This window comes from Rhodococcus sp. Chr-9 (assembly GCF_000801125.1).
In the GTDB taxonomy this organism is placed as follows: Bacteria; Actinomycetota; Actinomycetes; order Mycobacteriales; family Mycobacteriaceae; genus Rhodococcus; species Rhodococcus pyridinivorans.
Genome location: NZ_JTIZ01000089.1, coordinates 257,305 through 283,064, shown reverse-complemented (window position 1 = coordinate 283,064; position 25,760 = coordinate 257,305). Strand labels below are relative to the sequence as shown.

The 25,760-nt window shown below is 69.2% G+C and carries 25 protein-coding genes, 4 pseudogenes and 1 riboswitch; of the genes and pseudogenes, 14 read left to right on the top strand and 15 right to left on the bottom strand.

All coding sequences use genetic code 11. The features are described 5' to 3' along the window. Positions 1-4: 4 nt before the first annotated feature. Genes QR64_RS13335 through QR64_RS13325 form a run of 3 tightly spaced genes read right to left on the bottom strand, consistent with a single transcriptional unit; the run spans position 5 to position 4,622 of the window. Positions 5-2,305, bottom strand: a complete 2,301-nt coding sequence (locus tag QR64_RS13335; protein ID WP_082937664.1) for a serine/threonine-protein kinase — start codon at positions 2,303-2,305, stop codon at positions 5-7. Between the two features lie 5 nt (positions 2,306-2,310). Then, positions 2,311-3,273, bottom strand: coding sequence for a glutamate ABC transporter substrate-binding protein (locus QR64_RS13330; RefSeq protein WP_019291099.1), 963 nt, complete (start codon positions 3,271-3,273; stop codon positions 2,311-2,313). Beyond that, a complete protein-coding gene (locus tag QR64_RS13325) occupies positions 3,270-4,622 on the bottom strand; it encodes a hypothetical protein (RefSeq protein ID WP_019291100.1) in 1,353 nt (450 codons plus the stop codon). The genes QR64_RS13330 and QR64_RS13325 overlap by 4 nt, the downstream gene beginning before the upstream one ends. 137 nt (positions 4,623-4,759) lie before the next feature. Between QR64_RS13325 and QR64_RS13320 the strand changes: the two genes are divergently transcribed. After that, positions 4,760-5,614 carry an NUDIX hydrolase gene (locus QR64_RS13320; RefSeq protein ID WP_039585485.1) on the top strand — a complete coding sequence of 285 codons (855 nt, stop codon included), beginning with the start codon at positions 4,760-4,762 and terminating at the stop codon, positions 5,612-5,614. Positions 5,615-5,618: 4 nt separating this feature from the next. Here the strand turns inward: QR64_RS13320 and thiE are convergent, their stop codons facing one another. Beyond that, entirely contained in the window at positions 5,619-6,308 is a 690-nt protein-coding gene (gene thiE / locus QR64_RS13315) for a thiamine phosphate synthase (RefSeq protein ID WP_033096181.1), read from the bottom strand. 26 nt (positions 6,309-6,334) lie between these two features. Then, a riboswitch (TPP riboswitch) is annotated at positions 6,335-6,447 on the top strand. On the opposite strand from thiE, the gene thiO reads away from it, so the two are divergent. The 7 genes from thiO to QR64_RS13280 all read left to right on the top strand — a co-directional run bounded on the left by thiO (position 6,444) and on the right by QR64_RS13280 (position 12,483). After that, entirely contained in the window at positions 6,444-7,508 is a 1,065-nt protein-coding gene (gene thiO, locus QR64_RS13310) for a glycine oxidase ThiO (protein ID WP_039585483.1), read from the top strand. It overlaps the preceding riboswitch by 4 nt. Continuing rightward, a complete protein-coding gene (gene thiS, locus QR64_RS13305) occupies positions 7,505-7,717 on the top strand; it encodes a sulfur carrier protein ThiS (protein ID WP_006553656.1) in 213 nt (70 codons plus the stop codon). The genes thiO and thiS overlap by 4 nt, the downstream gene beginning before the upstream one ends. Further along, on the top strand, positions 7,710-8,495 hold the full coding sequence (locus tag QR64_RS13300; protein WP_006553655.1) for a thiazole synthase: 786 nt from the start codon (positions 7,710-7,712) through the stop codon (positions 8,493-8,495). Before thiS ends, QR64_RS13300 begins: the two co-directional genes overlap by 8 nt. A 90-nt stretch (positions 8,496-8,585) precedes the next feature. Then, positions 8,586-9,119: a hypothetical protein gene (locus QR64_RS13295; RefSeq protein WP_230809913.1), complete on the top strand. Its 534-nt coding sequence runs from the start codon at positions 8,586-8,588 to the stop codon at positions 9,117-9,119. A 68-nt stretch (positions 9,120-9,187) separates the two neighbouring features. After that, positions 9,188-10,117, top strand: coding sequence for an ATP-binding cassette domain-containing protein (locus QR64_RS13290; protein ID WP_039585666.1), 930 nt, complete (start codon positions 9,188-9,190; stop codon positions 10,115-10,117). Next, positions 10,117-10,896, top strand: a complete 780-nt coding sequence (locus QR64_RS13285; protein WP_006553652.1) for an ABC transporter permease — start codon at positions 10,117-10,119, stop codon at positions 10,894-10,896. The genes QR64_RS13290 and QR64_RS13285 overlap by 1 nt, the downstream gene beginning before the upstream one ends. Before the next feature lie 114 nt (positions 10,897-11,010). Next, positions 11,011-12,483, top strand: coding sequence for a M20/M25/M40 family metallo-hydrolase (locus QR64_RS13280; protein WP_231913161.1), 1,473 nt, complete (start codon positions 11,011-11,013; stop codon positions 12,481-12,483). Between the two features lie 12 nt (positions 12,484-12,495). On the opposite strand, the gene thiD is transcribed toward QR64_RS13280, so the two are convergent. After that, the gene (thiD, locus tag QR64_RS13275; protein WP_006553650.1) at positions 12,496-13,341 is read right to left on the bottom strand and encodes a bifunctional hydroxymethylpyrimidine kinase/phosphomethylpyrimidine kinase; all 846 of its coding nucleotides are present in this window, start codon (positions 13,339-13,341) and stop codon (positions 12,496-12,498) included. A gap of 158 nt (positions 13,342-13,499) precedes the next feature. Between thiD and QR64_RS13270 the strand changes: the two genes are divergently transcribed. Next, the gene (locus QR64_RS13270; protein WP_019291107.1) at positions 13,500-13,898 is read left to right on the top strand and encodes a GNAT family N-acetyltransferase; all 399 of its coding nucleotides are present in this window, start codon (positions 13,500-13,502) and stop codon (positions 13,896-13,898) included. 36 nt (positions 13,899-13,934) lie between these two features. On the opposite strand, the gene QR64_RS13265 is transcribed toward QR64_RS13270, so the two are convergent. From QR64_RS13265 to QR64_RS13255, 4 genes and pseudogenes are all read right to left on the bottom strand, one after another. Further along, positions 13,935-14,738 carry an exodeoxyribonuclease III gene (locus tag QR64_RS13265; RefSeq protein WP_039585481.1) on the bottom strand — a complete coding sequence of 268 codons (804 nt, stop codon included), beginning with the start codon at positions 14,736-14,738 and terminating at the stop codon, positions 13,935-13,937. A gap of 18 nt (positions 14,739-14,756) precedes the next feature. After that, positions 14,757-15,376 (bottom strand): annotated as a pseudogene (locus QR64_RS13260) (GNAT family N-acetyltransferase); the annotation flags it as partial. 1 nt (position 15,377) lies between these two features. Continuing rightward, positions 15,378-15,706, bottom strand: a pseudogene (locus QR64_RS27845) (GNAT family N-acetyltransferase); the annotation flags it as partial. A 22-nt stretch (positions 15,707-15,728) separates the two neighbouring features. After that, positions 15,729-16,325: a peptide deformylase gene (locus tag QR64_RS13255; RefSeq protein WP_039585478.1), complete on the bottom strand. Its 597-nt coding sequence runs from the start codon at positions 16,323-16,325 to the stop codon at positions 15,729-15,731. A gap of 132 nt (positions 16,326-16,457) precedes the next feature. On the opposite strand from QR64_RS13255, the pseudogene QR64_RS27840 reads away from it, so the two are divergent. The 5 genes and pseudogenes from QR64_RS27840 to QR64_RS13240 all read left to right on the top strand — a co-directional run. Beyond that, positions 16,458-16,642: pseudogene (locus QR64_RS27840) on the top strand (DUF3263 domain-containing protein); the annotation flags it as partial. Position 16,643: 1 nt separating this feature from the next. Next, positions 16,644-16,746: DUF3263 domain-containing protein (locus QR64_RS27835; protein WP_235367140.1), on the top strand; the 103-nt coding region annotated here is incomplete at its 5' end. Positions 16,747-16,823: 77 nt separating this feature from the next. Next, complete coding sequence (locus QR64_RS13250) at positions 16,824-17,468, top strand: LytR C-terminal domain-containing protein (protein WP_006553644.1); 645 nt, start codon at positions 16,824-16,826, stop codon at positions 17,466-17,468. Positions 17,469-17,559: 91 nt separating this feature from the next. Next, positions 17,560-18,201: a superoxide dismutase family protein gene (locus QR64_RS13245; protein ID WP_019291110.1), complete on the top strand. Its 642-nt coding sequence runs from the start codon at positions 17,560-17,562 to the stop codon at positions 18,199-18,201. A gap of 99 nt (positions 18,202-18,300) precedes the next feature. Then, positions 18,301-19,422: a glutamate--cysteine ligase gene (locus tag QR64_RS13240; protein ID WP_039585476.1), complete on the top strand. Its 1,122-nt coding sequence runs from the start codon at positions 18,301-18,303 to the stop codon at positions 19,420-19,422. A gap of 40 nt (positions 19,423-19,462) precedes the next feature. Here QR64_RS13240 and mnhG read toward each other — a convergent pair whose 3' ends face one another. From mnhG to QR64_RS13210, 6 genes and pseudogenes are all read right to left on the bottom strand, one after another. Continuing rightward, positions 19,463-19,792 (bottom strand): monovalent cation/H(+) antiporter subunit G, encoded by a 330-nt coding sequence (mnhG, locus tag QR64_RS13235; protein ID WP_006553641.1) that lies wholly within the window; start codon positions 19,790-19,792, stop codon positions 19,463-19,465. Further along, the gene (locus QR64_RS13230; protein WP_006553640.1) at positions 19,789-20,049 is read right to left on the bottom strand and encodes a monovalent cation/H+ antiporter complex subunit F; all 261 of its coding nucleotides are present in this window, start codon (positions 20,047-20,049) and stop codon (positions 19,789-19,791) included. Before QR64_RS13230 ends, mnhG begins: the two co-directional genes overlap by 4 nt. After that, positions 20,046-20,594 (bottom strand): Na+/H+ antiporter subunit E, encoded by a 549-nt coding sequence (locus QR64_RS13225; RefSeq protein ID WP_006553639.1) that lies wholly within the window; start codon positions 20,592-20,594, stop codon positions 20,046-20,048. The genes QR64_RS13230 and QR64_RS13225 overlap by 4 nt, the downstream gene beginning before the upstream one ends. Next, positions 20,594-22,183 carry a Na+/H+ antiporter subunit D gene (locus QR64_RS13220; protein ID WP_039585475.1) on the bottom strand — a complete coding sequence of 530 codons (1,590 nt, stop codon included), beginning with the start codon at positions 22,181-22,183 and terminating at the stop codon, positions 20,594-20,596. Before QR64_RS13220 ends, QR64_RS13225 begins: the two co-directional genes overlap by 1 nt. 191 nt (positions 22,184-22,374) lie before the next feature. Further along, positions 22,375-22,917, bottom strand: a pseudogene (locus QR64_RS13215) (Na(+)/H(+) antiporter subunit C); the annotation flags it as partial. Continuing rightward, positions 22,914-25,751, bottom strand: coding sequence for a Na+/H+ antiporter subunit A (locus QR64_RS13210; protein WP_039585472.1), 2,838 nt, complete (start codon positions 25,749-25,751; stop codon positions 22,914-22,916). The pseudogene QR64_RS13215 and the gene QR64_RS13210, both read right to left, overlap by 4 nt. Positions 25,752-25,760: the final 9 nt, after the last annotated feature.

The following is a 25,760-nucleotide window of genomic DNA, read 5'->3' as shown; positions in this document are numbered from 1 at the left end:
CTGATCAGGTCAAACTGCGCGGCCGGATCGCGTTCGCGAGGTCGACGAGGGTGTAGCGGTGTGTGCGGGAAGGGGCGTTGCGCGCCAATTGCCGCAGCGCCGCCTCGGTGCCCAGGCGGAGTCCCTTCTCGGTGAACGGTACGTCGAGGATGCGGTCGTACTCGCGACTCGATGCCCGTCCACTGCGCACCCATTCGAGCGCTGTCCCGAGGACCAGTGCGCGCATCTGCAGGGCGCGACCCTCGTCGGGAGGCAGCGACGCGATCCGGTGCGCGGCCTCGCGCAGATCCGCCTCGGAGATCTCCTCGACGCGACCGCCTCGTAACAGGATCAGCGCGGCGGTCATGGTCGCGGCACTGTGGTGCCGGGAGGTCGTGGGGACCTCGTCGAGCACGTCCACGGCGGCGCGGATCTCGTCGCGGGCGGTGAGCTGGCGTGCCAACCCGAAGGCCGCGCTGACGACGGCGTGATCGGTGCGCCACACGACCCGGTAGGACTGCTCGCAGAAGCGTCGCCACGCGTCGGGGTCGTCGCTCTCCCAATGCTGCAGCGTCAGTTCGGCGGTGGCCCCGAGTGCGATCTTCGGGGCGATCTCACCCGGAAGCGCGTGCAGCACCTTGTCGAACCGGGTGAACGCTGCCTCGTAGTCGTCCTGCAGCAGTTCGGCGATGCCGGCGTACCAGTCCATGCGCCAGTCGTCGCCGAACTCGCGCTCGAGGCGGGTGAGGATCTCCACCGCGCTGTCGACCTGCCCGAGATCGAGATGGGCGCGGACCTCGGCGAGGGTGATCTCCTTGGAGAACGACACGTCGGATGCTCCGACGACCCGCCCGACCCCGTTCTCGCGCGCGTGCCGGAGCGAGTCGAGGGTCTGCTGCGGTTCGCTGTGCACCGCGGCGGCGAGGAGCGCGGCACTCGGATCGTTGGGGTCGAGCAGGGGGACGGGCAGTGCCGCCGCGACATCCTGGCCCCGCAGTTTGGGGTCGCGCTCGATCCCGTCGGCGTACACGTCGGTGGGGACGAGTGCCTCGTCGGTGCCGAAGGTCGTGCGGGGCGGGCTGAACAGCCGGGACAGTCCGGGGTGTTCGGTGCCGAGTTTCTTCGACAGGATCTCGCGCAGCACACCGGTGAGCTGTCCGTGCAATTCGTCGGCGGACGAGAAGCGCTGCTGCGGATCGGGGTTCGTGGCCCGCAGGAGCAGGCGGTGGAAGGAGTCGAACTCGTCGAGCAGGGGAGCCTGCTCGGGGGTGGGCAGACCGTCGCGGTAACGGCCTTTGTCCGAGGGCATGTCGAGGGTGAGCACCGCGAGTGTGCGTCCGACCGTGTAGATGTCGCTCGCGACCGTCGGCCCGGTCCGGACGATCTCGGGTGCTTGGTATCCCGGCGTCCCGTACAGATAGCCGTATCCCTCGATCGCGGAGACGGCGCCGAGGTCGATGAGTTCGATCTGCTCGTCGGTGACCATGATGTTCTCGGGCTTGAGGTCGTTGTAGACCAGTCCGATGTCGTGCAGATACTGCAGTGCCGGTAGCACTTCGAGCATGTATGCGATGGCCTGCTCGACGGGGATGCGGTTCGGTGGGGGATAGTTGTCGAGCACGGTACGCAGGGTGTGACCACCCAGGTACTCCATGACGATGTATCCCATCGGGGTGCCGTCGGGTGAGGGGTGCTCGACGAAGTTGTAGATCTGCACGATGCTCGGATGGCTGACCTCGGCCAGGAACTGGCGTTCGGCCACCGCGACCGCCTGGGCCTCGGCGTCGCCACTCTGCAGCAGGCCCTTCAGCACTACCCAGCGGTCGCTCACGTTGCGGTCGATCGCGAGGTAGATCCATCCCAGTCCGCCGTGGGCGAGACAACCCTGCACCTCGTACTGCCCGGCGACGAGGTCCCCGCGGTGCAGGGCCGGAGTGAACTGGAAATGTGTTCCGCACTGGGGGCAATCACCTTCTGTGGGACCCGGCCCCGACGGGGTGCTGCGTCCCACCGGTTGTCCGCACTTCGCGCAGAACCTCTTGCCTTCGGAGACGTGAGGATCGCGGAGGACGGCGTCGACCGGATCCTTCGTGGTGGGGACCGGCACGTCGACGAGGCCGGCGATGCGGCGACGCTGGGTTCCGCGCGGCCGGATGCGGCGGTTCGACGAACGTTGGGAGGACGAACGCTGGGAGGACGAGCCGGACCAGATCGACGAGCGCTGGGTGGAGTCGGGCCGCGTGGCGGGGACGGGGCCGGGGCCGCGTTCGGTGGCGGGGCCGGAATCGGCCGACGGGGTATCGGCCGGTTCGGGTTCGTCGGACATGGCCGTCACTTCCGGTAGTTCGGTGTCGGGGGTGACGGAGTGGGACCGAGCACCCGCAGGTACTTCTCGTACAGCGCCGTCCACGTCCCGTCGGAGCGGATCCGTTCGAGGGTGGCGTTGACGAAGCGTACGAGCTCGTCGCTGCCCAGCCGGATTCCGATTCCGTACGGCTCCGATCCCAGGGAGGGGCCGACGAGTTCGAGATAGGGGTCCTGTGAGGCGAGTCCGGCGAGGATCGTGTCGTCGGTGCTCACGGCGTCGACCTGCTGTTGCTGGAGGACGACGAGGCAGTCGGCCCACGACGGCACGGTGAGGATCGACGCCGACGGCTGCACTTCTCGCATCCGGAGCAGCGAGGTGGTGCCCTCGACGATGCACACGCGCCGGCCGGCGAGATCGGCGGCGGAGCGGATGCCGGATCCCCGGACGACGAGCACGCGCTGCTGGGCTCGGAAGTACTCGGTGGAGAAGTCGACCTTCTCGCGTCGGGCGCACGTGATGCTCATGGTCTTCGCGACGATGTCGACGGTGGAGTCCTGCAGCGCCTTCTCGCGCTCGGCCGACGACAGGATGCGGTAGTCGACGAGGTCGGGATCGCCCAGGAGGTCGCGGGCGAGCTCACGTGCGATGTCGACGTCGAAACCGGTGATGCGCCCGGTCGCGGTGTCGCGGTAGCTCATGAGGTTGCTGCCGGTGTCGAGGCCGACGATCAGCCGGCCGCGCGTGCGGATCCGATCGATCGCAGGTCCGGTGGCGTTCGGATCCGGGGGAAGCGAGGCGGTGGGATCGCCGCAGTCGGGGGCGGGCGGTGTGGCCACCGACGACTCGAGCATCCGCGCGTTCTCGGGAAGCGGGAGAGAGGTCGTCGTCCCTTGGAGGCCGGGGGCGCGCGGTGGGGGGTCGGTCGCGCACCCGCCGGCGAGTGCGGCGACGACGCACAGGCCCGCGACGAGAACGCGCTCTCTCACTGGTACTCCTTCAACCGCGGCCGGAGACCGACCCACACGCCGACCAGCGCCACCGTCAGCAGCACCACCGACATCGGTGCGAGGCCGGCGAGGGTGCGGGAGGCGCGGAACTCGTTGTCGCGCAGTTCGGTGCGGGTGTCGTCGATTCCTTCCGTCAGGGCCGCATCGAGAGCGACGAACCGGGCGGTGGACTCGCCGGGACCTGCACCGACTGCGAGGACCGAGGCCGCTGCGTAGTCGCCGCGGACGAGGGCGTCGACCATGCGTGCATGCGAGTTGATCCATGCGTCGTGCGCCGACCGGGCGGTCTCCACTGCCTCGGCGCCCGCCTCGAGGGCGGAATCGCGACCGTACTCGTCGAGGATGTCGCCGAGCCGCGCCATGTTGGTCTCGAAGGTGTCGTCGTACGCGCCGGTCGTGTCGCGCCGGGCGATCAGCAGGGTCTCGGCGGTACGCGACTGCTGGGCGAGGATCCGGCCCTCGGTGAGATCGGCGAGCGGTGCCGCACCGCGCTCGATGGCGCGTTCGGTGGCACTCGACGAGGCCAGGCCCGCGACGAGCAACCAGCACAGCAGCGCGCCGGTCGCGCCGATCGCGACGAGGATTCCGGGATTGAGGGTGCGACGACTGCGGCGGCTCACGACGGCGTGCGCCACGCACAGGGCAGCGACCGTGACGAGGAGCAATCCGATCGCGAGCCAGGGCGGTCGCACCGCGTCGCGCTGGGTGTCCTCGACCGCGGCGACGCCGCGCGTGTGCAGTTCCTGCGCGGCGGGGAGCAGTTCGGTCTGCATCAGGTGCGAGGCCTCGCCGAGATATGCGGCGCCGACCGGATGCCCGGTGCGGTTGTTGGTGCGAGCCGTCTCGATGAGACCCGTGTAGACGGGCAGCAGCCGCCCGATCTCCGTCAGGTTGTGCGCGGTCTCGCGGTCGGCATCGGTCAGGCCGGTCGCCGCGATGACGAGATATTCCGCGGCCTCGTTGGTCGCCCGGATGTAGCGACTGCGCACCGCCTCCGGTTCGAGTCCGCCCGAGATGAAGCCCGTCACGGCGGCGGCGTCGGCCACCGACAGCGCGCTGTAGAGATTCTGGGCCGCGCTGGCGAGCGGCTCGATGGACGCGAGGAGACGATCGTGGGTGGCCTGCCTGCCGGACACCATCGTTGCGGAGACCGCTGCCGAGGCGACGAGCAGCACGGTGAGCACCACCCCGAGGACCACCAACCGGACCGGCGTGGACCGGAGCAGGGCACGAGCGTCGTCGAACCGGGCGTCCGGAGTGTCCGTATCGGCGTCGTCGCGGATGTGGCTCTCGACAGGAGCGAAGGGAGGGGTGATCCGTACGTCCACCGGGCACTCCCTTCCTCGTGTCGAGCGGTCTGAGGGGAGCATATAAGCAGCCCGGCGGTATTGTTGCCGTCCACGGACGGCGGGGATCCGGTACCGGGCACAGGTCCGGGCGAGGGCGGGTCGGAGAGGCGGACGCAATGCGTGGAGACGGTGACGGCTGGGCGGTCGGACCGGACGGCGAGAAGCGCTGGGGACGGCACGGCGCCGCAGGTCTGCTGCTGCGCGCTCCGCTCGCGGACGGTCGCCCCGCGGTTCTCCTGCAGCATCGGGCGGCATGGTCGCACCAGGGCGGGACGTGGGCACTTCCCGGTGGAGCGCGCGACTCGCACGAGAGCACCGTCGACGCCGCCGTGCGGGAGGCCCACGAGGAGGCCGGCATCGATCTCGCGGCCGTGACGGTACGCGCCGAACGCGTCACCTCCGGTCTCGCGGGCGGATGGACCTACACCACCGTCGTCGCCGACGCCACCGAAACTCTCGTGACCAGTCTCAACCAGGAGAGCACCGAACTGCGCTGGGTGCCCGAACCGGAGGTCGAGGCGATGCCGCTGCACAGCGGCTTCGCCGAGGCGTGGCCGTCGCTGCGCACCTCACCGGTACGCATGCTGCTCGACACCGCGAACGTGCTCGGAGCGAGCGGCCCCACCGGATGGTGGCGCGACCGCCCCGGCGCGACGAGCGCCCTGCTCGCCGACCTCGCCGCGGTCCTGCCCCGCACCGTCGAAATTCCCGACGGGACGTTCGGCTGGGTCCCCCGCGTCGAAGCGGTCCTCGAAGGGCATGCCCGCGACGCGACGATCGACGACGTCCGGATCCCGGTGCACAGCGCGGACGGCAGCGGCGACGACGAACTGACCCGGCTGGCCTCCACCACGACGGCCGTGGTCGACCCCGGGGTGACGGTCGTGGTCACCGCGGATCGCGGCCTGCGCGCGCGGTTGCCCGAGGGCACGATCGCGATGTCGCCCTCGGCCGTGCTGGGCTGGCTGTAACGCCTCAGGTCGGGAGTGCGGCCTTCAGCGCCGCCGCGGCTGCCCGCGGATCGGATGCCTTCGTGATCGCCCGGACCACCGCGACCCGCGTGGCACCGGCGTCGAGCACCTCGGGGAGTCGCTCGAGATCGATGCCGCCGATCGCGAACCACGGCCGTGCCGGCTGCGACTGCGTGACCTCGCGCGTCACCTCCAGCCCCGCTGCGGTCCGTCCCGGCTTGGTCGGTGTGTCCCACACCGGCCCGGATGCGAAGTAGTCGACGCCCTCCTCGATGTCGGCGAGCGCAGCCTGCGCGCGGCTCGACGTCGAGCGGCCGATGACGATCTCGTCGCCGAGGATCTGCCGCGCGTGCCGCACCGGCAGGTCGCCCTGACCGAGATGCAGGATGTCGGCGCCCGACGCGAGCGCGATGTCGGCGCGGTCGTTCACGGCCAGGAGCGCACCGTGGCGTGCACACGCCTCGCCGATGATCTCGAGGGCGGCGAGTTCCTCGCGTGCCTCGAGGCGTCCGAACTTCTTCTCGCCGGCCGAGTCCTTGTCGCGCAACTGGACGATGTCGACCCCACCGGCGAGGGCCTCCTCGACGAACCGTGCGAGGTCGCCGGTGTCCCGGCGAGCGTCGGTGCACAGATACAACCGGGCGGTCGCGAGGCGGCCGCGCGGGTCGGGATGGTTGCCGCGATAGGTGGTCACGACCAAGACGGTAGCCTCTAAGCAGAAAGTGACGACACGGGAGTCCCGAGGTTCGCGGGGCTGAGAGGGGGCCTGCCGGCCCCGACCGTTATGACCTGACCCGGATCATGCCGGCGCAGGGAGTGAGGTGGACCAATGGCAACTGTGGCCGTCGTGGGTGGCGGAGTGATCGGGCTGTCGATCGCATGGCGCGCGGCCCGCTCGGGGCACATCGTGACCGTGCACGACCCGAATCCCGGCAGTGGCGCCTCGTGGGTGGCCGGCGGGATGCTGGCCCCGCTGTCCGAGGGCTGGCCCGGTGAGGACCACGTGCTGTCCCTGGGTGCGGCCTCGCTCGACCGCTGGCCCGGATTCGCGGATGCACTGCGCGCGGAGACCGGCGTCGACGTGTTCACCGCCGAGGAGTCGCTGACCGTCGCGCTCGACGCGGCGGACGCGGCCGACTTGCGGACCGTCGCCGAATGGGTCGGGGAGCGGGGGCACGAGATGCGTCTGCTCTCCCGTGCGGAGATCCGGGAGTTCGAACCGTCGCTCGGGCCGAAGGTGCGTCTCGGACTGCTCGCGCCCACCGAGTCGTCGGTCGACAACCGTACGCTCGTCGACGCCCTGCGCGTCGCGGCCACCGCGGCCGGGGTGCGTTTCTCCGACGCCGCCGTCCACGATCTCGCCGACCTTCCCGACGATCAGGTGGTGCTCGCCGCCGGCTCGGCGTCGGCGCGACTGTGGCCGGGCCTTCCGGTCCGTCCGGTCAAGGGCGAGATCCTGCGCCTGCGGGTGCGGCCGGGCGCGACCCCGCCGCCGCAGCGCACCGTGCGCGCGAGTGTCCACGGACGCCCCGCCTATCTGGTGCCCCGCCACGACGGCCTCGTCGTGGGCGCCACACAGTACGAGGCGTCCGACACACAGGTCACGGTGGCCGGGGTGCGCGATCTGATCGCCGACGCCGAGAAGATCTTTCCTGCGCTCGGCGAGTACGAACTGTTCGAGGCGAGCGCGGGCCTGCGCCCGATGACCCCCGACAACCTGCCGCTGATCGGCCGGCTCTCCGATCGTGTCGTCGCCGCGACCGGCCACGGCCGCAACGGTGTGCTGCTCACGCCGCTCACCGTCGACGCGGTGCTCGCCGAACTCGGTGGGCGGTCGCTGGCCGACGCGCAGTACGCCTGTCCTGGACGAATTACGGAAGCGAGTGTGGGATGACGAACGTGTCCGTGGGCATCACCGTCAACGGTGAGGACAAGTACTACGACGCGGCCCCGACCGTGTCACAACTGCTGAACGAGCTCGGTCTGCCCGAGAAGGGCATCGCGGTCGCCGTCGACGGTGTCGTGTGCCCGCGCGGCCGCTGGTCGGAGCCGGTCACACGCGGAGCGAGCATCGAGATCCTCACGGCGGTCCAGGGTGGCTGACACACACGATCCCGGCGCCGACCTGCCGCAGCTGACCATCGCCGGCCGCACCTTCGGGTCGCGGCTGATCACCGGCACCGGTGGCGCGGCGAACCTGGCCGTGCTCGAGGAGGCACTCGTCGCGTCGGGCACCGAACTGACCACCGTCGCGATGCGCCGTGTCGACGCGGCCTCCGGAACCGGTGTCCTCGACCTGCTGCGCCGCCTCGGCATCGAACCGCTGCCGAACACTGCCGGGTGCCGCGGCGCGAAGGAAGCCGTGCTGACCGCGCAGCTCGGGCGGGAGGCGCTGGAGACCGACTGGGTGAAACTCGAGGTCATCGCCGACGAACGGACGCTGCTGCCCGATGCCATCGAACTCGTCTCCGCGGCCGAACAACTCGTCGACGACGGCTTCGTCGTCCTGCCGTACACGACGGACGATCCCGTCCTCGCGCGGCGCCTCGAGGACGTCGGTTGTGCCGCGGTGATGCCGCTCGGCTCGCCGATCGGGACCGGCCTCGGTATCTCGAACCCGCACCACATCGAGATGATCGTCGAGGCTGCGGGTGTGCCGGTGATCCTCGACGCGGGAATCGGAACCGCCTCCGACGCGGCGCTCGCGATGGAACTCGGTTGCGACGCCGTGCTGCTCGCGACCGCCGTCACCCGCGCGAAGGATCCGGCGCTGATGGCGTCGGCGATGCGTCACGCCGTCGAAGCGGGATTCCGTGCCCGGCACGCCGGCCGGATCCCGAAACGCTTCTGGGCCCAGGCATCTTCGCCGATGGAGCCGTGACCGGTACGGGAAGCCCCTGAGCACCTTGGTGTTCAGGGGTTTCCGATTGTCGCGCGACGGGTTACCGATCGGTCTGTACGATCCCCGGGCATGACAGTTGCACACAGAATTCTCGCTGCCGCCGCTGCCGGGCTCATGGGCACTGTCGTCGCCGTCGCGGCGCCGGGTGTCGCGGGCGCCCAGGAACCGTGTCAGATGGGCTGGTCGAACACCGGACCGAGGTCGTGCGCGACGACGGAGTTGTCCACGCCACCCGTGCTGACATTGGGCGACGGCATCTGCGCCGGCATCGTGCGCGCCGGTGGAACCGCCTTCGACGGCCCGCTCTACGAGTACTCCTCGGCGCCGGGTGCCACCCACGGGATCGAACTGCGGATCACGCAGGGCTACTCGCTTCTCGGCGAGTGGACGCCGAGCATCCTGAACTGCGACGTCACCGTCGCTTTCGACTGGCACAACCTCGACACCGGTGCCCGCGGTACGGAGACCCGCTTCGTGCCGGCCTTCCACACGAGCACCCGGCCGTTGTTCATGCACGTGTTCCCCGGGCCCGGCCGCGTCGCCCTGACGATGCGTACCGAGCGACCGAGCATCCCGGTCACCACCGAGGTCTTCGTCCCCTGACGCACCGCGTGCGGCTCCGGGGAGTGTGATCGGATGCGCTCGCCGGAGCCGCACGTAGGGTGGTGCGCATGATCGAAGTGACCGGCTTGACCAAGACCTTCGGGTCCACGACCGCGGTCGACGACCTGACGTTCACGGTCCGTCCCGGCATCGTCACCGGCTTCCTCGGCCCCAACGGCGCGGGGAAGTCCACCACGATGCGCATGATCCTGGGGCTGGACCGGCCGACCTCGGGAACCGCACTGATCGAAGGGAAGCCGTACAGCGAGCTGACACGGCCGCTCACCACCGTCGGGGCGTTGCTCGACGCGAAGTGGGTGCATCCCAACCGGTCGGCGCGGTCGCATCTCGCCTGGCTGGCCGCGTCGAACGGTCTGCCTGCCTCGCGTGTCGACGAGGTTCTGCGCCAGGTGGGACTGACGGAGGTCGCGGGCAAGCGCGCCGGCGGCTTCTCGCTCGGCATGTCGCAGCGACTCGGTCTCGCCGCCGCACTGCTCGGCAACCCGCGCGTGCTGCTGTTCGACGAACCGGTCAACGGCCTCGACCCCGAGGGCATCGTGTGGATCCGGAGGTTCATGCAGGCGCTCGCCACGGAAGGCCGCACGGTGCTCGTGTCCAGCCACCTGCTCTCGGAGATGGCGCAGACCGCCGAACATCTCATCGTCATCGGCCGTGGACGGCTCATCGCCGACACCTCGGTGAAGGCGTTCGTCGACCGCGCGTCCGACTCGTTCGTCGTCGTGCGCAGCCCGCAACTCGACGAGCTGCGCACCGCGCTCACCGAACGCGGGCACACTGTGCGGGAGAACGACGGTGCCCTGCACGTCTCGGGCGCTCCGGCGGCGGAGATCGGCGAACTCGCTGCGACCCGGTCGATCGTGCTGCACGAACTCGCGGGCCGCAACGCGTCGCTCGAGGAAGCGTTCATGAAACTCACCGGTGGCGAGGTCGAATACCACGGATCCGGAGTCGACGACGTCATGAAGGGTGGACTGTGATGAGTACGGCGCTCGACACACTGCGGGCCGAACGGATCAAGCTCACGTCGGTGCAGTCACCGCTGTGGTGCACCCTCGTCATCGTCGCCCTCGGTCTGGGTCTGGCCGCGATCCTCGGGTCGGTCTCCCGCGCGTCGGCCGGGATGGACGACGAACTGGGACGGTTCTATCCGACCGTGGACGTCGCGGTCAGCGGCGTCACCGGCTTCGGTGTGCTGGTGCTCATGATCCTCGCGGCACTGTCGGTCACCAGCGAATACCGTTTCGGGGTCATCCGCACGACCTTCCAGGCCACCCCGAACCGCACCCTGCTCCTGACGATGAAGGCCCTGCTCATCGGTGTGCTGGGCGCGGTGCTGACACTCGCGGTCTCGTTCGGTGCCTTCTACCTCGCGAAGGCACTGGCCGGGCCCGACGCAGGTCGCGAGCTCGTCCTCAGCGGCGACACGGCGTGGCGCGCGGTCTACGGCACCGCGATCTACGCGTTCCTGTGCGTCTTCCTCGCGGTCGGTGTGGGCACGCTGCTGCGGCAGTCGGCCGGCACGATCGCGCTGCTGATGCTGTGGCCGCTGCTGCTCGAGTCGTTGTTCGCGCTGTTCGGTTCGGTGGGCCGCGAGATCCAGCCGTTCCTGCCGTTCGCGAACGCGAACAACTTCCTGGGTATCGGGCAGGGAATCGAATTCCACTGGGGTCCATGGGGATCGCTCCTGTACTTCGCGGCCTTCTCGTTCCTGGTGTTCGCGGCCTCACTCGTGGTGGTCAACCGCCGCGACGCCTGAGGTACTGTCTCGACACGCCTGAGGGACTACCTCGACACGCCGCAGGTTCTGCCTCCGCACACTGCGCCGCACGCTTTCCCCGTGCGGCGCAGTGCTTTTGTGTACGCTCGGTCGATGGCGTGGGCGCAGACGAGATACGGCATGCGGGGAGCGGCCCTGATCGCCGCCGGTGTACTGCTGACGGCGGGATGCTCGGAGGCGGAGGTGGAGGCGCCGCCCGTCGACCCGACGGCGCTCGCCGACGCCGTGCAACTCGATGCCGTCATGACGCACCTGACGGAACTCGAACGGATCGCCGGCGAGAACGACGGAAACCGTTCGCTCGGAACCCCCGGCTACGACGCGAGCGTCGACTACGTCGCCGGAGCCCTGCGCGACGCCGGATTCGACGTGCAGACACCGGAGTTCGACACGACCCTGTTCGCCGTCGAGAACGAGCAGCTCACCGTCGACGGGGAGCCGATGGGCGTGAGCGCACTCGGCATGTCGCCGTCGACGGGACCGGAGGGGCTCACCGCGCGCGTCGTGCGCATCGCCCCCGACGACACCCCCGGCTGCGAGGCCACCGACTACGACGGCATCGACGCGACCGGCGCGGTGGTGATCGTCGATCGCGGCGTGTGCACCTTCGCCGTCAAGGAGCAGGTCGCCGCCGAACGGGGAGCGGCCGCGCTGCTCGTCGCCAACAACGAGGACGGCCCGCTCGCCGCCGCCGGTCTCGGGGCGGAATCGACCCCCCGCATCCCGGTCGGAGGCGTGGCCGGGGCCGACGCCGAGCGCCTGTCCGCCGCGACCACCGTGACGGTGACACTCCAGACCCGCACCGAGGACCGGAAGTCGCGCAACGTGATCGCGCAGACGCGCACCGGCTCGACCGACGACGTGGTCGTCGTCGGCGCGCACCTCGACAGCGTCCCCGAAGGACCGGGGATCAACGACAACGGAACCGGCGTCGCCGCCGTCCTCGAGACCGCGCTGCAACTCGGCAGCGAGCCGGGCGTGACCAACGCCGTGCGGTTCGCGTTCTGGGGCGCCGAGGAGGTCGGACTGGTCGGCTCCACGAGGTACGTCGAGTCGCTGTCCGACGAGGAACGACTCGACATCGCCCTGTACCTGAACTTCGACATGCTCGGCTCGCCCAACGCCGGATATCTGGTGTTCGACGGCGACGACTCCGACGCCGTCGGCGAAGGACCCGGACCGGAGGGCTCGGCGGGTATCGAACGGACCTTCGCGCAGTTCTTCGACGAACGCGGAATCGAGGTCGGCGGAACGGATTTCGACGGCCGTTCCGATTACGGTCCGTTCGTCGCCTTCGGCATCCCCGCGGGCGGGGTGTTCACCGGCGCCGACGACGTCAAGACCCCCGAACAGGCCGACCGGTGGGGTGGCACCGCCGACCAGCCCTTCGACCCGAACTACCACACCCCCGAGGACACCCTGGCCGGCATCGACCGCGACGCGTTCGCCGCGGCGGCCGCCGCCGTCGCCTACGGCACGGCTGTCTACGCGAATTCGATCGACGGACCCGACGGGGTGCCCGCAAGTGACCAGCGGGCCGAGGTGCGCGCCGAGTTCACCGAGTGAAGACGGGCGCGATCAGCGCTCGTGCAGTCGCCACAACGGGTTGACCGGGCCGTGGCCGTGACCGAGGTCGTAGGACCACTCGAGGCACTTCGTGATCCATTCCTTCGCGAACTCGACTGCCTCGGGCACTGACCGGCCATGCGCGAGGGCGGACGCGATCGCGGCTGCGAGCGTGTCGCCGCCGCCGTGGTCGTTGCCGGTCTCGATGCGCGGCGTGCTGAACTCGAGGAAACGGTCGCCGTCGAACAGCAGGTCGGTGCTCTTCTCCGAGCTGCGCAGATGACCGCCCTTGACGATCACCCACTGGGCGCCGAGCGCATGGAGCGCTTCGGCGGCGCGCCGGGCCGACGCGTCGTCGACGACCTCGATGCTCGTGATCAGCCGTACCTCGTCGAGATTCGGGGTGACGACGGTGGCGAGGGGGATGAGCACCCCGCGGATCGCGTCGAGCGCGTCGGAGTGCAGCAGCGGGTCGCCGTGCATCGATGCGCAGACCGGGTCGACGACGAGCGGTACCTCCATGTCGCGGCCGATGCCCACCTCGGAGCACACCTGTGCGACGGCCTCGATGATCTGCGTGGAGGCGAGCATGCCCGTCTTCGCTGCGGACACCCCGATGTCCTCGACCACGCACCGCACCTGGTCGGCCACGGTCTCGGCGGGGATCTCGTGGAACCCGCGGACGCCGACGGAGTTCTGGACGGTGACGGCGGCCACCGCGACGCATGCGTGCACACCGCACATCGCCATCGTGCGGGAATCGGCCTGGATGCCGGCTCCGCCTCCGGAGTCGGTGCCGGCGATGGTGAGGGCTCGAACCGGGGTCTCGCCTCGAGGCGACAGGGGCAGAAGGTCCACGCGGACACCCTACCGAGGGTGTGTTCGAACACGGCCGGGAGGCGCTGAGGCGGGTGCACTTTGCGAAACACGACAGCGTTGCTGCCGGTGGTCGCCTCGTTGCTCTATAGTGGCATAGGTCACAGTTCGATCACGCAACACCCCTATTGGAGGCGCTCATGAACACGAGTTCGCCGGACCTCGCCGTGTCGGACAACGCCGACCAGAACCGGTTCGAACTGCGCCTCAACGGCGATCTCGTCGGCATCCTGGCGTACTACGACTTCGAACGCGTTCCGGCGCCGAACCCGCCGGTCGTCGACTTCATGCACACCGTGATCGTCGAGGATTTCGGTCATCGGGGTCTCGCGGCCGTCCTCGTCGGTGGTTCGCTCGATCTCGCTCGCAGCCGAGGCTGGCGGGTGCGGCCGGTGTGCACCTATGTGCAGCGATTCGTGTCGTCGCACGAGAACTACCGCGACGTCGTCGTGGCTCTCGAGCTGCCGCGCACGGACCCCCACCGCAAAGAGACCCGGCGCAAGCAGCCGCAGCGCAAGGTGCCTGCCCGCAAGGCCTGATGCCTGTGCGGGCGGTCCACCCGACGCGGGACCTGCTCAGAGGTCGAGGTCGACGACGACCGGTGCGTGGTCGCTCGCGCCCTTGCCCTTGCGTTCGTTGCGGTCGATCTCGGCGCCCGTCACCCGTGCCGCGAAGGCCGGTGATCCGAGGACGAAGTCGATCCGCATCCCCTGCTTCTTGGGGAAGCGCAGCTGGGTGTAGTCCCAGTAGGTGTAGACCCCGGGGCCGGGCGCGTACGGACGGACGACGTCGGTGTAGCCGACGTCGGCGAACGCGTGGAAGGCGTCGCGCTCGGGCTGCGAAGTGTGCGTCTTGCCCTCGAAGAAGGCCGGATCCCACACGTCGTCGTCGGTGGGGGCGACGTTCCAGTCGCCGACCAGCGCGATGGGCTGCCCGGGCGCTGCGGTGGCCCAGGCGTGCGCGTCGGCGCGCAGCTTGGCGAGCCAGTCGAGCTTGTAGGTGTAATGCGGGTCGTTGAGGTCGCGGCCGTTGGGGACGTACAGGCTCCATACGCGCACACCCGCGCACGTCGCCCCGATCGCCCGCGCCTCGAGCGCCGGATCGACCTCCGGGTCCTTGGAGAAACCGGGCTGGTCCTCGAAGCCGATCTGCACGTCGTCGAGGCCCACGCGCGACGCGATGGCCACACCGTTCCACTGGCTCAGTCCGACGTGCGCGACGCGGTAGCCGAGCTCCTCGAAGCGTTCGTGCGGGAACTGCTCGTCCTTGCACTTGGTTTCCTGCATCGCGAGCACATCCGTGTCGGTTCGCTGCAACCAGTCGAGGATGCGGTCGGTACGGGCACGGACGGAGTTCACATTCCAGGTAGCAAGGCGCACACGCTCACTGTAGGCGACCTATCCGACGGGTTCGGAGGCGTATCGGTAGCGGTGGTGGTCGACGAAGCCGAGTTCGCGATACAGGGCGCGCGCCGCGGTGTTCGCCTCCTCGACCTGCAGATATGCGTGGGTCGTGCCGTGCTCGCGTGCCCAGCGCAGCAGGGCACCGCACACGAGTGTGCCGAGTCCGCGACGCCGGTGTTCGGGAGCGACCTCGACGGTCGACAGACCCACCCAGCGGCGTCCGTCCGGCGCATCGGTGATCGCCGCGCGGCAGATCGCCAGGGGCGGCTGCCCGGGTGCACCGATGCGGCCGAACCCGAGGATCCCCGCGGCCACCGAGCCGAGCACGTCCTGCGCGAGCAGCGGGTCGGCGTCGGCGCGGTGGAGCGACATCCAGTCGGCGTCCGGCCGGTCGGTGATCGTGACCGGGGTGGGCTCCGGCGGCAAGGGGATGTTCGCGAGGTCGGCGCCCATCACGAGCACCGGCTCCGAGGTCGGCCACCCCTCGGGGATCCGGGCGAGTCGATCGGGCACCAGCAGCCGCAGCGGCAATCCGCGTGCCGCGAACCATTCACGGAGCCGGGCGCGCACCGCCGGATCGGCGGGGTCCGCCACGGTGCCGCGTTCACCCAGCGNCGCCGGGTGAAACCGTGTCCGGCGCGCACGAGCCAGCCGTCCACCCAGGCCGATTCGAGACCGGGCCACCCCGCGGCGGCGGCGTGCTCGAGCGCGCGGATCTCCGAGACGCGGATCGGCCGCGCCGCGATCGGCTTGAGCGCGACGACCGAGGTGGGGGACACCTGGACGACACGACCGTCGGCGGTGCGCACCGCGACCACCGGTTCGACGGAGACGAGTTCACCGATGACATCGGTCATCGGGTGGCTGTAGCCGGCGGGCAGGCGGTACCGCAGCACCACCCGGGTACCGAGGGGTACGGACGGGGCCGGACGGTCGGTCGTCATCGACGGTTCGCCGGTCGCCTCGTCAGTCGTCCTCGTCGTGGCCGAAAGGGTCCTCCACCGAACCCGGGAGCCAGGTCAGGCCCGGGACGCCCCATCCGGCGCGCTTGATGGTCTTCTTCGCGGCGCGGGCGTTGCGCCCGATCAGAACGTCGACGTACAGGAAGCCGTCGAGGTGCCCGACCTCGTGCTGCAGCATGCGAGCGAAGAATCCGTGGCCCTCGATCTCGATGGGCTCACCGTTCTCGTCGGTACCGGTGACCTTCGCCCAGTCGGCGCGACCGGTGGGGAAGTTCTCGCCCGGCACGGACAGGCAGCCCTCGAGATCGTCCTCGGGGTCGGGCATCGTCTCGGGGATTTCCGAGGTCTCGAGGATCGGGTTGACGACGACGCCACGCCGGCGCGCGACCTTGCCGGACTCGTCGCGGTCGGGGCAGTCGTAGACGAACAGTCGCTTGTCCACACCGACCTGGTTGGCGGCGAGGCCGACGCCGTTGGCCGCGTCCATCGTCTCGAACATGTCGGCGATCAGCTGAGCGAGTTCGGCGGGTGACTCGGTCACCGGCCGGGTCGGGTTGTGCAGGACGGGGTCGCCGACGATGACGATGGGAAGAATGGCCATGGTGACACAGGATAATGGGATCGACTCGCGGCGTTCTCGAACCGGTATGTGTCCCCACCCCGTGATTGAATGACTTCCGCCGAGACGCAAGGACTCTTCGTCACGGTGTGATCCAGTCAGTCGAGGAGGGAAATGGACGGCGCAGCAGCGCACGGCAACGACCGGTCCGATCTCGTGTCCCAGCAGGGCGACGGCGCATCCGCGCAGGAACCCACCGGCGACGAGGCGAACGGCCTGAGCCGTCGCGATCTCGACATCCTGGCGTTCGAACGGCAGTGGTGGAAGTACGCCGGTGCCAAGGAGGACGCCATCAAGGANGGCGCTCGCCGCCGATCCGATGCTGGTCAAGCGGCTGCGGCGGTTGCGTGCGAGCCGTCAGAAGGCCCGCGCGGCCCGCCGGCTCGGTTTCGACACCCGTTAGACGGGCGGCCGTCGGGCCGGATAATGCGATATCGACACGCGCGGCCGGTCGGCAGCGCTGCGTGTGCTCGGGCAACTATGGTCGAGGTCGTGAGCAGAACCCCCGAGATCCCCAGCCGCGCGCCCGCACCCTCGGGACCGCCTCTGCGTGCGTTCGCGATGGTCCTGATCTCCTTGGGCATCCTGTTCGCCGGTCTCGGTTTCGCCTCGCTCGGTGATTCCGACGACGAACCCGCTCCCGCGGCGGCACCCACGACGACGACCGCTGCTGCGCCGGCCGCACCGTCCACGCGCTCGGCCGCGGTGCCCACCGCGCCCGCGCCCGCTGCCGCGAACGGGGGCACGTCCGACGCCGGGGACGGTGCGACCACCACCACGGCCGTGTCTTCGGCTCCTTCCATGCCCGTGGGGAGCGGAACCGCGTTCGCGTCCGACACCTCGGCCTCCGCGACGGCACCGGTGCGCGTGTTCAACAACTCGGAGGTCGCGGGCCTCGCCGCGCAGACCGCGGCCTACCTCGAGGACGAGGGGTACACCATCAGTGAAACGGGCAACTACAGCGAGGGCTTGCTCCAGCAGACCTCGGTGTTCTACGGGTCGTCTCCCGGAGAGCAGCAGACCGCGACAGCCGTCGCCGAGTCGCTCGGTGTCACCGCGCAACCGCGCTTCGAGGGCATCCGCGACGCCGCCCCCGGAGTGATCGTCATCGTCACTTCGCGTTAGCGCCGGAACCGTGTCGGTCCGCCACCGGGTGGTCGCCGGAGACGCCCGGTTATGATCGGGTGACTTTTCGGCACTTCGAAGGAGCGGTTTGATGGTCTCCAGTTCCACCCGTCGCATGTCCTGGCGTGCTCTGGCCCCGATCGTCGCGATCGCCGCGGTGGGCCTGACTGCGTGCTCGAACAGCGAGGAGGCGAGCACCGAGCCGGGGACGACTCCGCCGGTGTGGACGGGATCCGCCGCGCCCGCTTCCGAGGCCCACGGCGACGACCACGGCACCGAGGGTGGGAGCGAGTCGCACGCCGGTGGCTCCGCCTCCGCTGCTGCGCTCACCGCGGAGCTCACCACGGTCGACGGCGAGTCGGCCGGCACCGTGTCGTTCGCCGAGAACGGCGGCGACGTCGAGGTGACCATCGAGGTCGAGGGTCTCGAGCCCGGCTACCACGGTGTCCACATCCACGAGTTCGGCCGTTGCGAGCCCCAGTCCACCGCGCCGAACGGCGGCGAGCCCGGCGCCTTCCTGTCGGCCGGTGCCCACCTGCAGGCCGGTGGCAACACCTCCGTCCCGGAGAGCGGCGACCTGGTCTCGCTCGTCGTCCACGAGGACGGCACCGCCACCGCCACCGTCACCACCTCGGCCTTCGGCCTCGAGGACCTCGAAGGTGAGGACGGCGCCTCTGTGGTCGTGCACCAGGACAACCTCGGCGCACGCCTCGCCTGCGGCGTCATCGGGTGAGCAGGGTTCGAATCCCCTGAAGCTCGGTACCCGGGTAATTCCTGACACGGGGCCCCGCGACGGACATCCGTCGGCGGGGCCCTGTGGTTGGATCGAGACGTGGCAGTCGCGTTTCCGGGATCACCTCGTCCCACGATCGGCGTGGAATGGGAGATCGCTCTGGTGGACAAGACCACCCGCGATCTCTCGAACAGCGCGGCGGTCGTCTTCGACAGGGTGGAGGAGATCGCCGGGGAGACCCCGCGGCTGACCAAAGAGTTCCTGCGCAACACCGTCGAACTCGTCACCGGTGTACACGACACCGTCGCCGAGGCCGTCGACGATCTGTCCGAGTCGCTGTCGTTGCTTCGCCGCGCCGCCGATCCGCTCGGAGTGGACCTGATGTGTGCCGGCACCCATCCGTTCGCGCAGTGGACCGACCAGACCGTCACACCCTCCCCGGACTACGAGGAGATGATCAACCGCACCCGCTGGTGGGGACGGCAGATGCTCATCTGGGGAGTGCACGTCCACGTGGGAGTCTCCTCCGCGGAGAAGATCATCCCGATCCTCAACGCCATGCTCGTGAAATATCCCCACATGCTCGCGTTGTCGGCCTCGTCGCCGATCTGGGCGGGCTACGACACCGGCTACGCGAGCAACCGCGCGCTGATGTTCCAGCAGCTGCCGACCGCCGGCCTGCCCTACCACTTCGCCGACTGGCCGCAGTACGCGAAATTCATCGCCGACCAGCTCGAGTCCGGCGTCATCAGCCACCCCGGAGGCATGCACTGGGACATCAGGCCCGCGCCGAAATGGGGCACCCTCGAAGTCCGGGTCTTCGACGGCATCACCAACCGCGCCGAACTGGCCGCCCTCGTCGCGTTCGTGCATTCACTCGTCGTCTACTTCGACGAACGTCTCGAGCGCGGTGAGGAACTTCCTGTGCTGCAACCGTGGCACGTCAAGGAGAACAAGTGGCGTGCGGCGCGGTACGGACTCGATGCCGAGGTCATCCTCGACCCGGTGTGTACCGAACGGCTCGTCACCGACGACCTGAACGATCTGCTCGAGCAGATCATGCCCACCGCGGTACGGCTCGGCTGCGCCGACGAACTCGCGCGAGTTGCGGACATCCCGGTGAGGGGAGCGTCCTATCAGCGTCAGCGCCGGCTCGCGGAACGGACGGACGGCGATCTCGTCGCGGTGGTGGACTCGCTCGTGCAGGAACTGAAGGAGTGATCGTCCGAGGACGTCCCGGCCGTCAGCTCCTCGTCACCTGTCACGCACCGCCGGGAGCGTCCTCGTCGAGCAGGCCGTCGCGACCGAGCTGCTCCCGGTAGGCGACGCGACCGACGCGGTGCGCGATCACCGGTGCCGTGAGGACCATGAACATGCCCGCCAACGCCATCATCCAGATGTCGACGGAACTGCGCAGGATGATCATCGCGCCACCCAGCACGAACAACAGACCCACCACCTGCGGCTTGGTGGCCGGATGCATGCGCGACAGGGTGTCGCGGAAACGCACCACGCCGATCGCAGCGGTCAACGAGATGACCGCCCCGATGAGGATCAGGAGGTGGGCGAAGGTGTCGATGATCGTCGTCATCCTTCGTCACGCACCCGGAATCGAGCCACGGACACCGACCCGATGAAGCCGACCAGGGCGAGGGCCACGGTGGCGGGCAGCACCGACGTGTCGCGTGTGTACACCGCCCAGATCGCGATGCCGCAGATGCCGAGCGCGAGCAGGGCGTCGACGCCGACGAGCCGGTCGAGGGAGTTGGGGCCCGCGATCACGCGGTAGGTGATCAGGATTGCGGAGACGAACAGCAGTGCCCCCGCGATCGCCAGTGTCACGGTCACGTCAGTTCCTCCGTTCCGCTGCGCCAGGGGCTGGCCTGCCATTCCGACTCGCGTTCGAACGTCCGGATGAGAAGACGTTCGATGAGGCGGGCGGAACGGTAGAAGTCGGCCACGGCCTTGTCGGTACCCACGTCGAGGACGTGCACGTACATGATCCGCCGCACCTGGTCGATCTCGAGCACCATGGTGCCCGGGATGTTGTTCATGATGTCCGTCCACAGTGTCAGCACCAGGTCGGACTTGATGGTGAGCCGGCAGCGCAGCACGCCGGTAACCGGCGGCGGGGACGGCCGGATCGCGAGCCATGCCACGTTGATCGTCGAGCGGATGGTCTCGCCGAAGATCACCGCGCCGAGCCGCATCGCGGACCAGACGTGCACGCGACCCTCGACGGGTACACGCGGCAGCGGCAGCACGAACATGACGACGAGCGAGACGACCACACCGCCGAGGATGTTGGCGATGCTGAAGGTGCCCCACAGCAGGACCCAGACCAGCGTCGTCCATCCCACGACGAACATGCGCAGGACGTTGGCGCGTTTCATCATTCCTGCTCACCCCCCAGCACGGCCTCGATGTACACCGTGCGGTCGCGCAGGTTCTCCGCGGCACGGTTGCTGATGTCGAGCAGGGGACCGGCGAAGACCGTCAACGACACACCGATCGCGACGAGCCAGACCGTGGGGACGAGCATCGCGGCCGGCATCCGGCCCACGTCCGGGCGTTCCTCGAAGGAGATGTCGGTGGCGGATTCGTCGATCAGCGCCGAGGGGCCGATGTCCGCGAGATCGCCCTCGGGAGCGTCGGCGCGTGCCCGCCAGAACGCCTTCGTCCAGATACGCGCGACGACGTACAGCGTCAGGAGGCTGGTCACGACACCACCGGCGACGAGGACCCAGGCCAGGACCGAACCGTCCTCCGCGCCGGCCTGCAGCAGGGCGACCTTGCCGATGAACCCGGAGAACGGCGGGATACCGCCCAGGTTGAGCGCCGGGATGAGGAACAGGACCGCCAGCAGCGGAGACATGAGCGCGAGGCTGCCGAGGCGTCGCAGCGACGCCGACCCGGCCTGGCGTTCGATGAGACCCACCACGAGGAACAGGGTGGTCTGCACGAGGATGTGGTGGCCGACGTAGTAGACGGCGCCCGCGAGACCGGTCTGCGACGACAGAGCGACACCGAAAATCATGTAGCCGATATGGCTGACGAGCGTGAACGACAGCAGACGCTTGATGTCGTTCTGCGCGATCGCGCCGAGGATGCCGACGATCATCGTGAGCAGACCCGCGACGAGCAGGACGTCGTCGAGTTCGCCGCCCGGGAACAGCAGGGTGTGCGCCCGGATGATCGCGTACACACCGACCTTGGTCAGCAGGCCGGCGAAGACGGCCGTGACCGGTGCGGGCGCGGTGGGGTAGGAGTCGGGCAGCCACGACGACAGCGGGAAGACCGCGGCCTTGATACCGAAAGCCACGAGCAACACACCGAAGATCGCGGCCCGGGTGCCCGGTGAGATCTCGTCCATCCGCAGTGCCATCTGGGCGAGGTTCAAAGTGCCCGTGGCTGCGTAGGCGAAGGCGATGCCCATGAGGAAGACCAGCGAGGACACCATCGAGACCATGACGTACGAGACGCCCGCGCGTACGCGGTCGGCGCTCGCACCCAGGGTCAGCAGGACGAACGAGGCGGCGAGGAGCACCTCGAAGCCGACGAAGAGGTTGAACAGGTCGCCCGCGAGGAAGGCGATGTTGACACCCGCGGTGAGCGCGAGATAGGTCGGCAGGAAGATCGAGACGGGCTGCTGCTCGTTGCCGTCGTGGATACCCTGGCCGACTGCGTACAGCATCACCGACAGCAGCACGATCGCCGAGACGACCAGCATCAACGCCGACAATCGGTCGACGACCAGCGAGATGCCGATCGGCGCCTCCCACCCACCGATCTGCAGTACCGCGATGCCGTCGGCGTCGGCGTAGTACAGCAGCGCCACGCACACGACGAGCGAGGCGACCAGCGCGAAGACGGTGATCCACCGTTGGACGCGCGGACGGCGGCCGACGATCAGGGTTGCGGCTGCGGCGAGCAAGGGGATGAGGACGGGGAGGGGAACGAGGTTCGCGACGCTCGGGTTCATCGGCGATCCTCCTTCCCGTTCTTCTCGTCGTCTCCGGTCCGCTCGTCCTCGGCAGGGTCGGGGGCCTCGGGGTCGGGATCGTCCGCGCGGACGTCCTCGTCGGCGTCCTCGACATCCTCGATAGAGCCGGCCCCGCCCGAATCTTCGGCAGAGCCGGACTCGTCCGTCCCCCCCTGGTTCTGCGTGTAGGCCGAGTCGGTGGGGTCGTCGAAGTCGCCGTCGTGCAGATCCTCGTACGCCTCGATGTCCTCGATGTTCTTGAGCTGATCGAGCGGGATCGGGTTGCCCGCGGCGTCGAAGGCGTCGCCGCTCTTGCTCGGGATACCGGTGAGCGGGTCGTCGGAGCGGTCTCGCGACGGTAGATCGGCGAGACTGCGCCGCTGCGACACGAGGGTGTCCTCGGGGTCGTTCTCGATCTCGTCCCGTGCGCGGTAGGTGTAGGAGCGGTAGGTCAGTGCCAGCACGAACGCCGCCACACCCATCGTGATGACGATCGCGGTGAGGATCATCGCCTGCGCGAGGGGATCGGCCATGTCCGGCTCGACGTCGCTCTCCACACCGACGATGGGTGCATGACCTGCGGGGCCGCCGAGGGTGAGCAGCAGCAGGTTGATTCCGTTGCCGGCCAGCAGCAGGCCCAGCAGCATCTTGATGATGCTGTGTTCGAGCAGCAGGTACACACCGGCCGCGACGAGCACACCGACGACGGCGAGGAGCGTGATGTTCGCGGTCATCGGCGCTCACCCACGGTCTCGGCGTCGAGGCGAGCACCTAGGCTGCGCAGCACGTCCAGGACCAGTCCGACGACGATGAGGTACACACCGAGGTCGAAGAACAGTGCGGTCACGAGCTTGATGTCGCCGAGCAGAGGCAGCGTGAGCTCGAGGGTCGCCGACGACAGCGCCGGGGCGCCGAGGAACATCGACACCAGTGCGGTGCCCGCGGCGAAGGTGAGTCCGATGCCGAGGATCTTGCCGGCGTCGATGGGAACCGCCTCTCCGAGCTCGTAGCGTCCGCCGGCCAGGTACCTCAACACCAGCGCGAGACCGGCGACGAGACCGCCCGCGAAACCGCCACCGGGCGCGTTGTGCCCGGAGAAGAAGAAGTACACCGACAGGATCATCATGGTGGGGAAGACCAGTCGCGTGGTGACCTCGAGGACCAGCGATCGGTAGCGCGGATCGATGAGATCGCCGCCGAGCAGCCAGGTCGTCTCGTTGCTGGCGGAGACCGCGTCGAGCTGCGCCGCGGGTGCGTCCGCCACACGCGGGGCGGTGCCGAAGCGGCGGGTGCGGAAGACCAGGCTGGCCACGCCGGTCGCGGCGACCAGCAGCACCGAGATCTCGCCCAGCGTGTCCCAGGCGCGGATGTCGACGAGCAGGACGTTGACGATGTTCTTGCCGTCACCGCCGTAGTAGGCGGCGTCGGGCAGCAGCAGCGAGATCGGATCGGTGGTGCGTGCCGCGACGGCGTAGGCGCCGATCCCGGCGACCACCGCGCCCACGGCGATGCCGAGCATCGCGCGGGCGAACTTGCTGCCCATCACCGCGGCCGGGTCGGTCTCGGCGGGCAGCTTGCGCAGGACCAGCACGAACATCACGAGGGTGACGGTCTCGACGAGGAACTGGGTGAGCGCGAGGTCGGGAGCTCCCTGGAGGGCGAACAGCACCCCGAGCCCGTAACCGGTCACGCCCACGACCAACACTGCGCCGAGACGGTTGCGCAGGGCCGTCGCGGTGATCGCGGCGGCCATCATGATCAACCCCACCCCGAGCTGCCAGATCGAGTCCCACGCGCGCGTCGACGGCATCGTGCTCAGCCCGAAGAAGAACATCAGCACCGTCGGGAGCGCCACCAGGGTGATGAGGATGGTCGCCTGGGTCAGGGGGAGCGAACCGCGCTGCAGGAAGGCGGTCAGGCGCAGGGACAGGGTGTCCATGCCCTGGAGGGTCGCGTCGTACATCCGGTCGGCATTTCCGAGCGGCGGGTGCTCGAAGCGCAGACGCGCGATGGTGCGGTGCGCGAGGAACAGGACCGTGCCGCCCACGATCACCACGCCGGTCAGACCCAGCGGCAAGGAGAATCCGTGCCACAACGCCAGGTGGTAGGGCTTGTCGAGTTCGGTGGGCAGCTCGTCGGCGTAGGGGGTGATCAGATGGTCGATCCACGAGCTCGCGAAGCCCGCGGCGAGACCGGCGAACGCGAGGACGCTCGGGGCGGTGAGCAGCAGCGGGCCGGGCGCGTGCAGGTTCTGCACCGCGGGGCTCGGACGTTTGAGCTGCTTACGACCGAAGGCCCCCCAGATGAACCGGATGCTGTAGGCGAGGGTGAGGATCGAGCCCACCACGATGCCCGCAGTCATGGCGATCCGCGCCCATTCGGGGAGCACCTCGGCCACCAGCGACGACTCGAGCGCGGCTTCCTTCGCGACGAAACCGATGAACGGCGGCAGACCGGCCATGCTCGCCGCCGCAAGTATCGCGATCACCATCAGGTAGGGGGCGGCAGAGCCGAGATGCGCGAGTTTGCGGATGTCGCGGGTGCCGGTGGAGTGGTCGATGATGCCGACCACCATGAACAGGCATGCCTTGAACAGGGCGTGGGCGATCACCATCGCCAGGCCCGCCAGGGCCGCTTCCCGGCTGCCCGTACCCACCAGCGCAGTGAGAAAACCGAGCTGGCTGACGGTGCCGAAGGCCAGGATGAGCTTGAGGTCGAAGGCGCGGAACGCTCGCCAGCCGGCGAGGATCATCGACGCGAGACCGAGACCGATGACGATCGGCCGCCACGCGGCGCTGTCCGCGAAGCCGGGTGCGAGCCGGGCCACGAGGTAGATGCCGGCTTTGACCATCGCCGCGGCGTGAAGATATCCGGACACCGGGGTGGGGGCGGCCATCGCGCCGGGCAGCCAGAAGTGCAGCGGGACCACGGCGGACTTCGACAGTGCGCCGACGAGCACGAGCACCACGGCGACGCCGGCGAGCCATCCGTGAGGTGCCGCCGCGACGACGTCGGACAGGTTGTAGCTGCCGACCGTCTCGCCGAGGATGATGATGCCGACCAGCATCGCCAGACCACCGGCCGTGGTGACGAGCAGGGCCTGGGTGGCGGCACGGCGACTCGAGGCGCGTTCGGCGTAATGCCCGACGAGCAGGAACGACAGGACGGTCGTCAGTTCCCAGAAGGTGTAGAGCAGCAACATGTTGTCGCTGACCACCAGACCGAACATGGCGCCGGCGAAGGCGACCATCTCGGCGGCGAACAAGCCCAGGCGGGGCTCGTCGTCCTCGAAATAGCGCGAGCAGTAGAGCAGGATCAACGAGCCGATGCCCAAAACGAGCACGCACATGATCGCCGCGAGCGTGTCGAAGCGCAGATCGAAATTCATCGACAGCGTCGAGGCCCACGCGATCTGCAGTTTCTGATCGGTTCCCCAGTTGGTGACGACCCAGCTGAGACTCGCGAGGGGCACCACCGCGAGCGGCAGGAATGCATTTCTCCCCATGACTCGGACCAGAAGCGGCGCCAGAAGGGCAGCGACCGCATGGGCAACGAGTATGGCGATCAAAAGGCACTC

Excerpts from the sequence above, each read along its gene's own strand:
- thiS (WP_006553656.1), top strand. The coding sequence starts at position 7,505 with ATGACGAACGTGTCCGTGGGCATCACCGTCAACGGTGAGGACAAGTAC.
- QR64_RS13285 (WP_006553652.1), top strand. The coding sequence starts at position 10,117 with ATGAGTACGGCGCTCGACACACTGCGGGCCGAACGGATCAAGCTCACG.
- thiO (WP_039585483.1), top strand. The coding sequence starts at position 6,444 with ATGGCAACTGTGGCCGTCGTGGGTGGCGGAGTGATCGGGCTGTCGATC.
- QR64_RS13270 (WP_019291107.1), top strand. The coding sequence starts at position 13,500 with ATGAACACGAGTTCGCCGGACCTCGCCGTGTCGGACAACGCCGACCAG.
- mnhG (WP_006553641.1), bottom strand. The coding sequence starts at position 19,792 with ATGACGACGATCATCGACACCTTCGCCCACCTCCTGATCCTCATCGGG.
- QR64_RS13280 (WP_231913161.1), top strand. The coding sequence starts at position 11,011 with ATGGCGTGGGCGCAGACGAGATACGGCATGCGGGGAGCGGCCCTGATC.
- QR64_RS13295 (WP_230809913.1), top strand. The coding sequence starts at position 8,586 with ATGACAGTTGCACACAGAATTCTCGCTGCCGCCGCTGCCGGGCTCATG.
- QR64_RS13335 (WP_082937664.1), bottom strand. The coding sequence starts at position 2,305 with ATGTCCGACGAACCCGAACCGGCCGATACCCCGTCGGCCGATTCCGGC.
- QR64_RS13320 (WP_039585485.1), top strand. The coding sequence starts at position 4,760 with ATGCGTGGAGACGGTGACGGCTGGGCGGTCGGACCGGACGGCGAGAAG.
- QR64_RS13250 (WP_006553644.1), top strand. The coding sequence starts at position 16,824 with ATGGTCGAGGTCGTGAGCAGAACCCCCGAGATCCCCAGCCGCGCGCCC.
- QR64_RS13255 (WP_039585478.1), bottom strand. The coding sequence starts at position 16,325 with ATGGCCATTCTTCCCATCGTCATCGTCGGCGACCCCGTCCTGCACAAC.
- QR64_RS13220 (WP_039585475.1), bottom strand. The coding sequence starts at position 22,183 with ATGAACCCGAGCGTCGCGAACCTCGTTCCCCTCCCCGTCCTCATCCCC.
- QR64_RS13245 (WP_019291110.1), top strand. The coding sequence starts at position 17,560 with ATGGTCTCCAGTTCCACCCGTCGCATGTCCTGGCGTGCTCTGGCCCCG.
- QR64_RS13225 (WP_006553639.1), bottom strand. The coding sequence starts at position 20,594 with ATGAAACGCGCCAACGTCCTGCGCATGTTCGTCGTGGGATGGACGACG.
- QR64_RS13290 (WP_039585666.1), top strand. The coding sequence starts at position 9,188 with ATGATCGAAGTGACCGGCTTGACCAAGACCTTCGGGTCCACGACCGCG.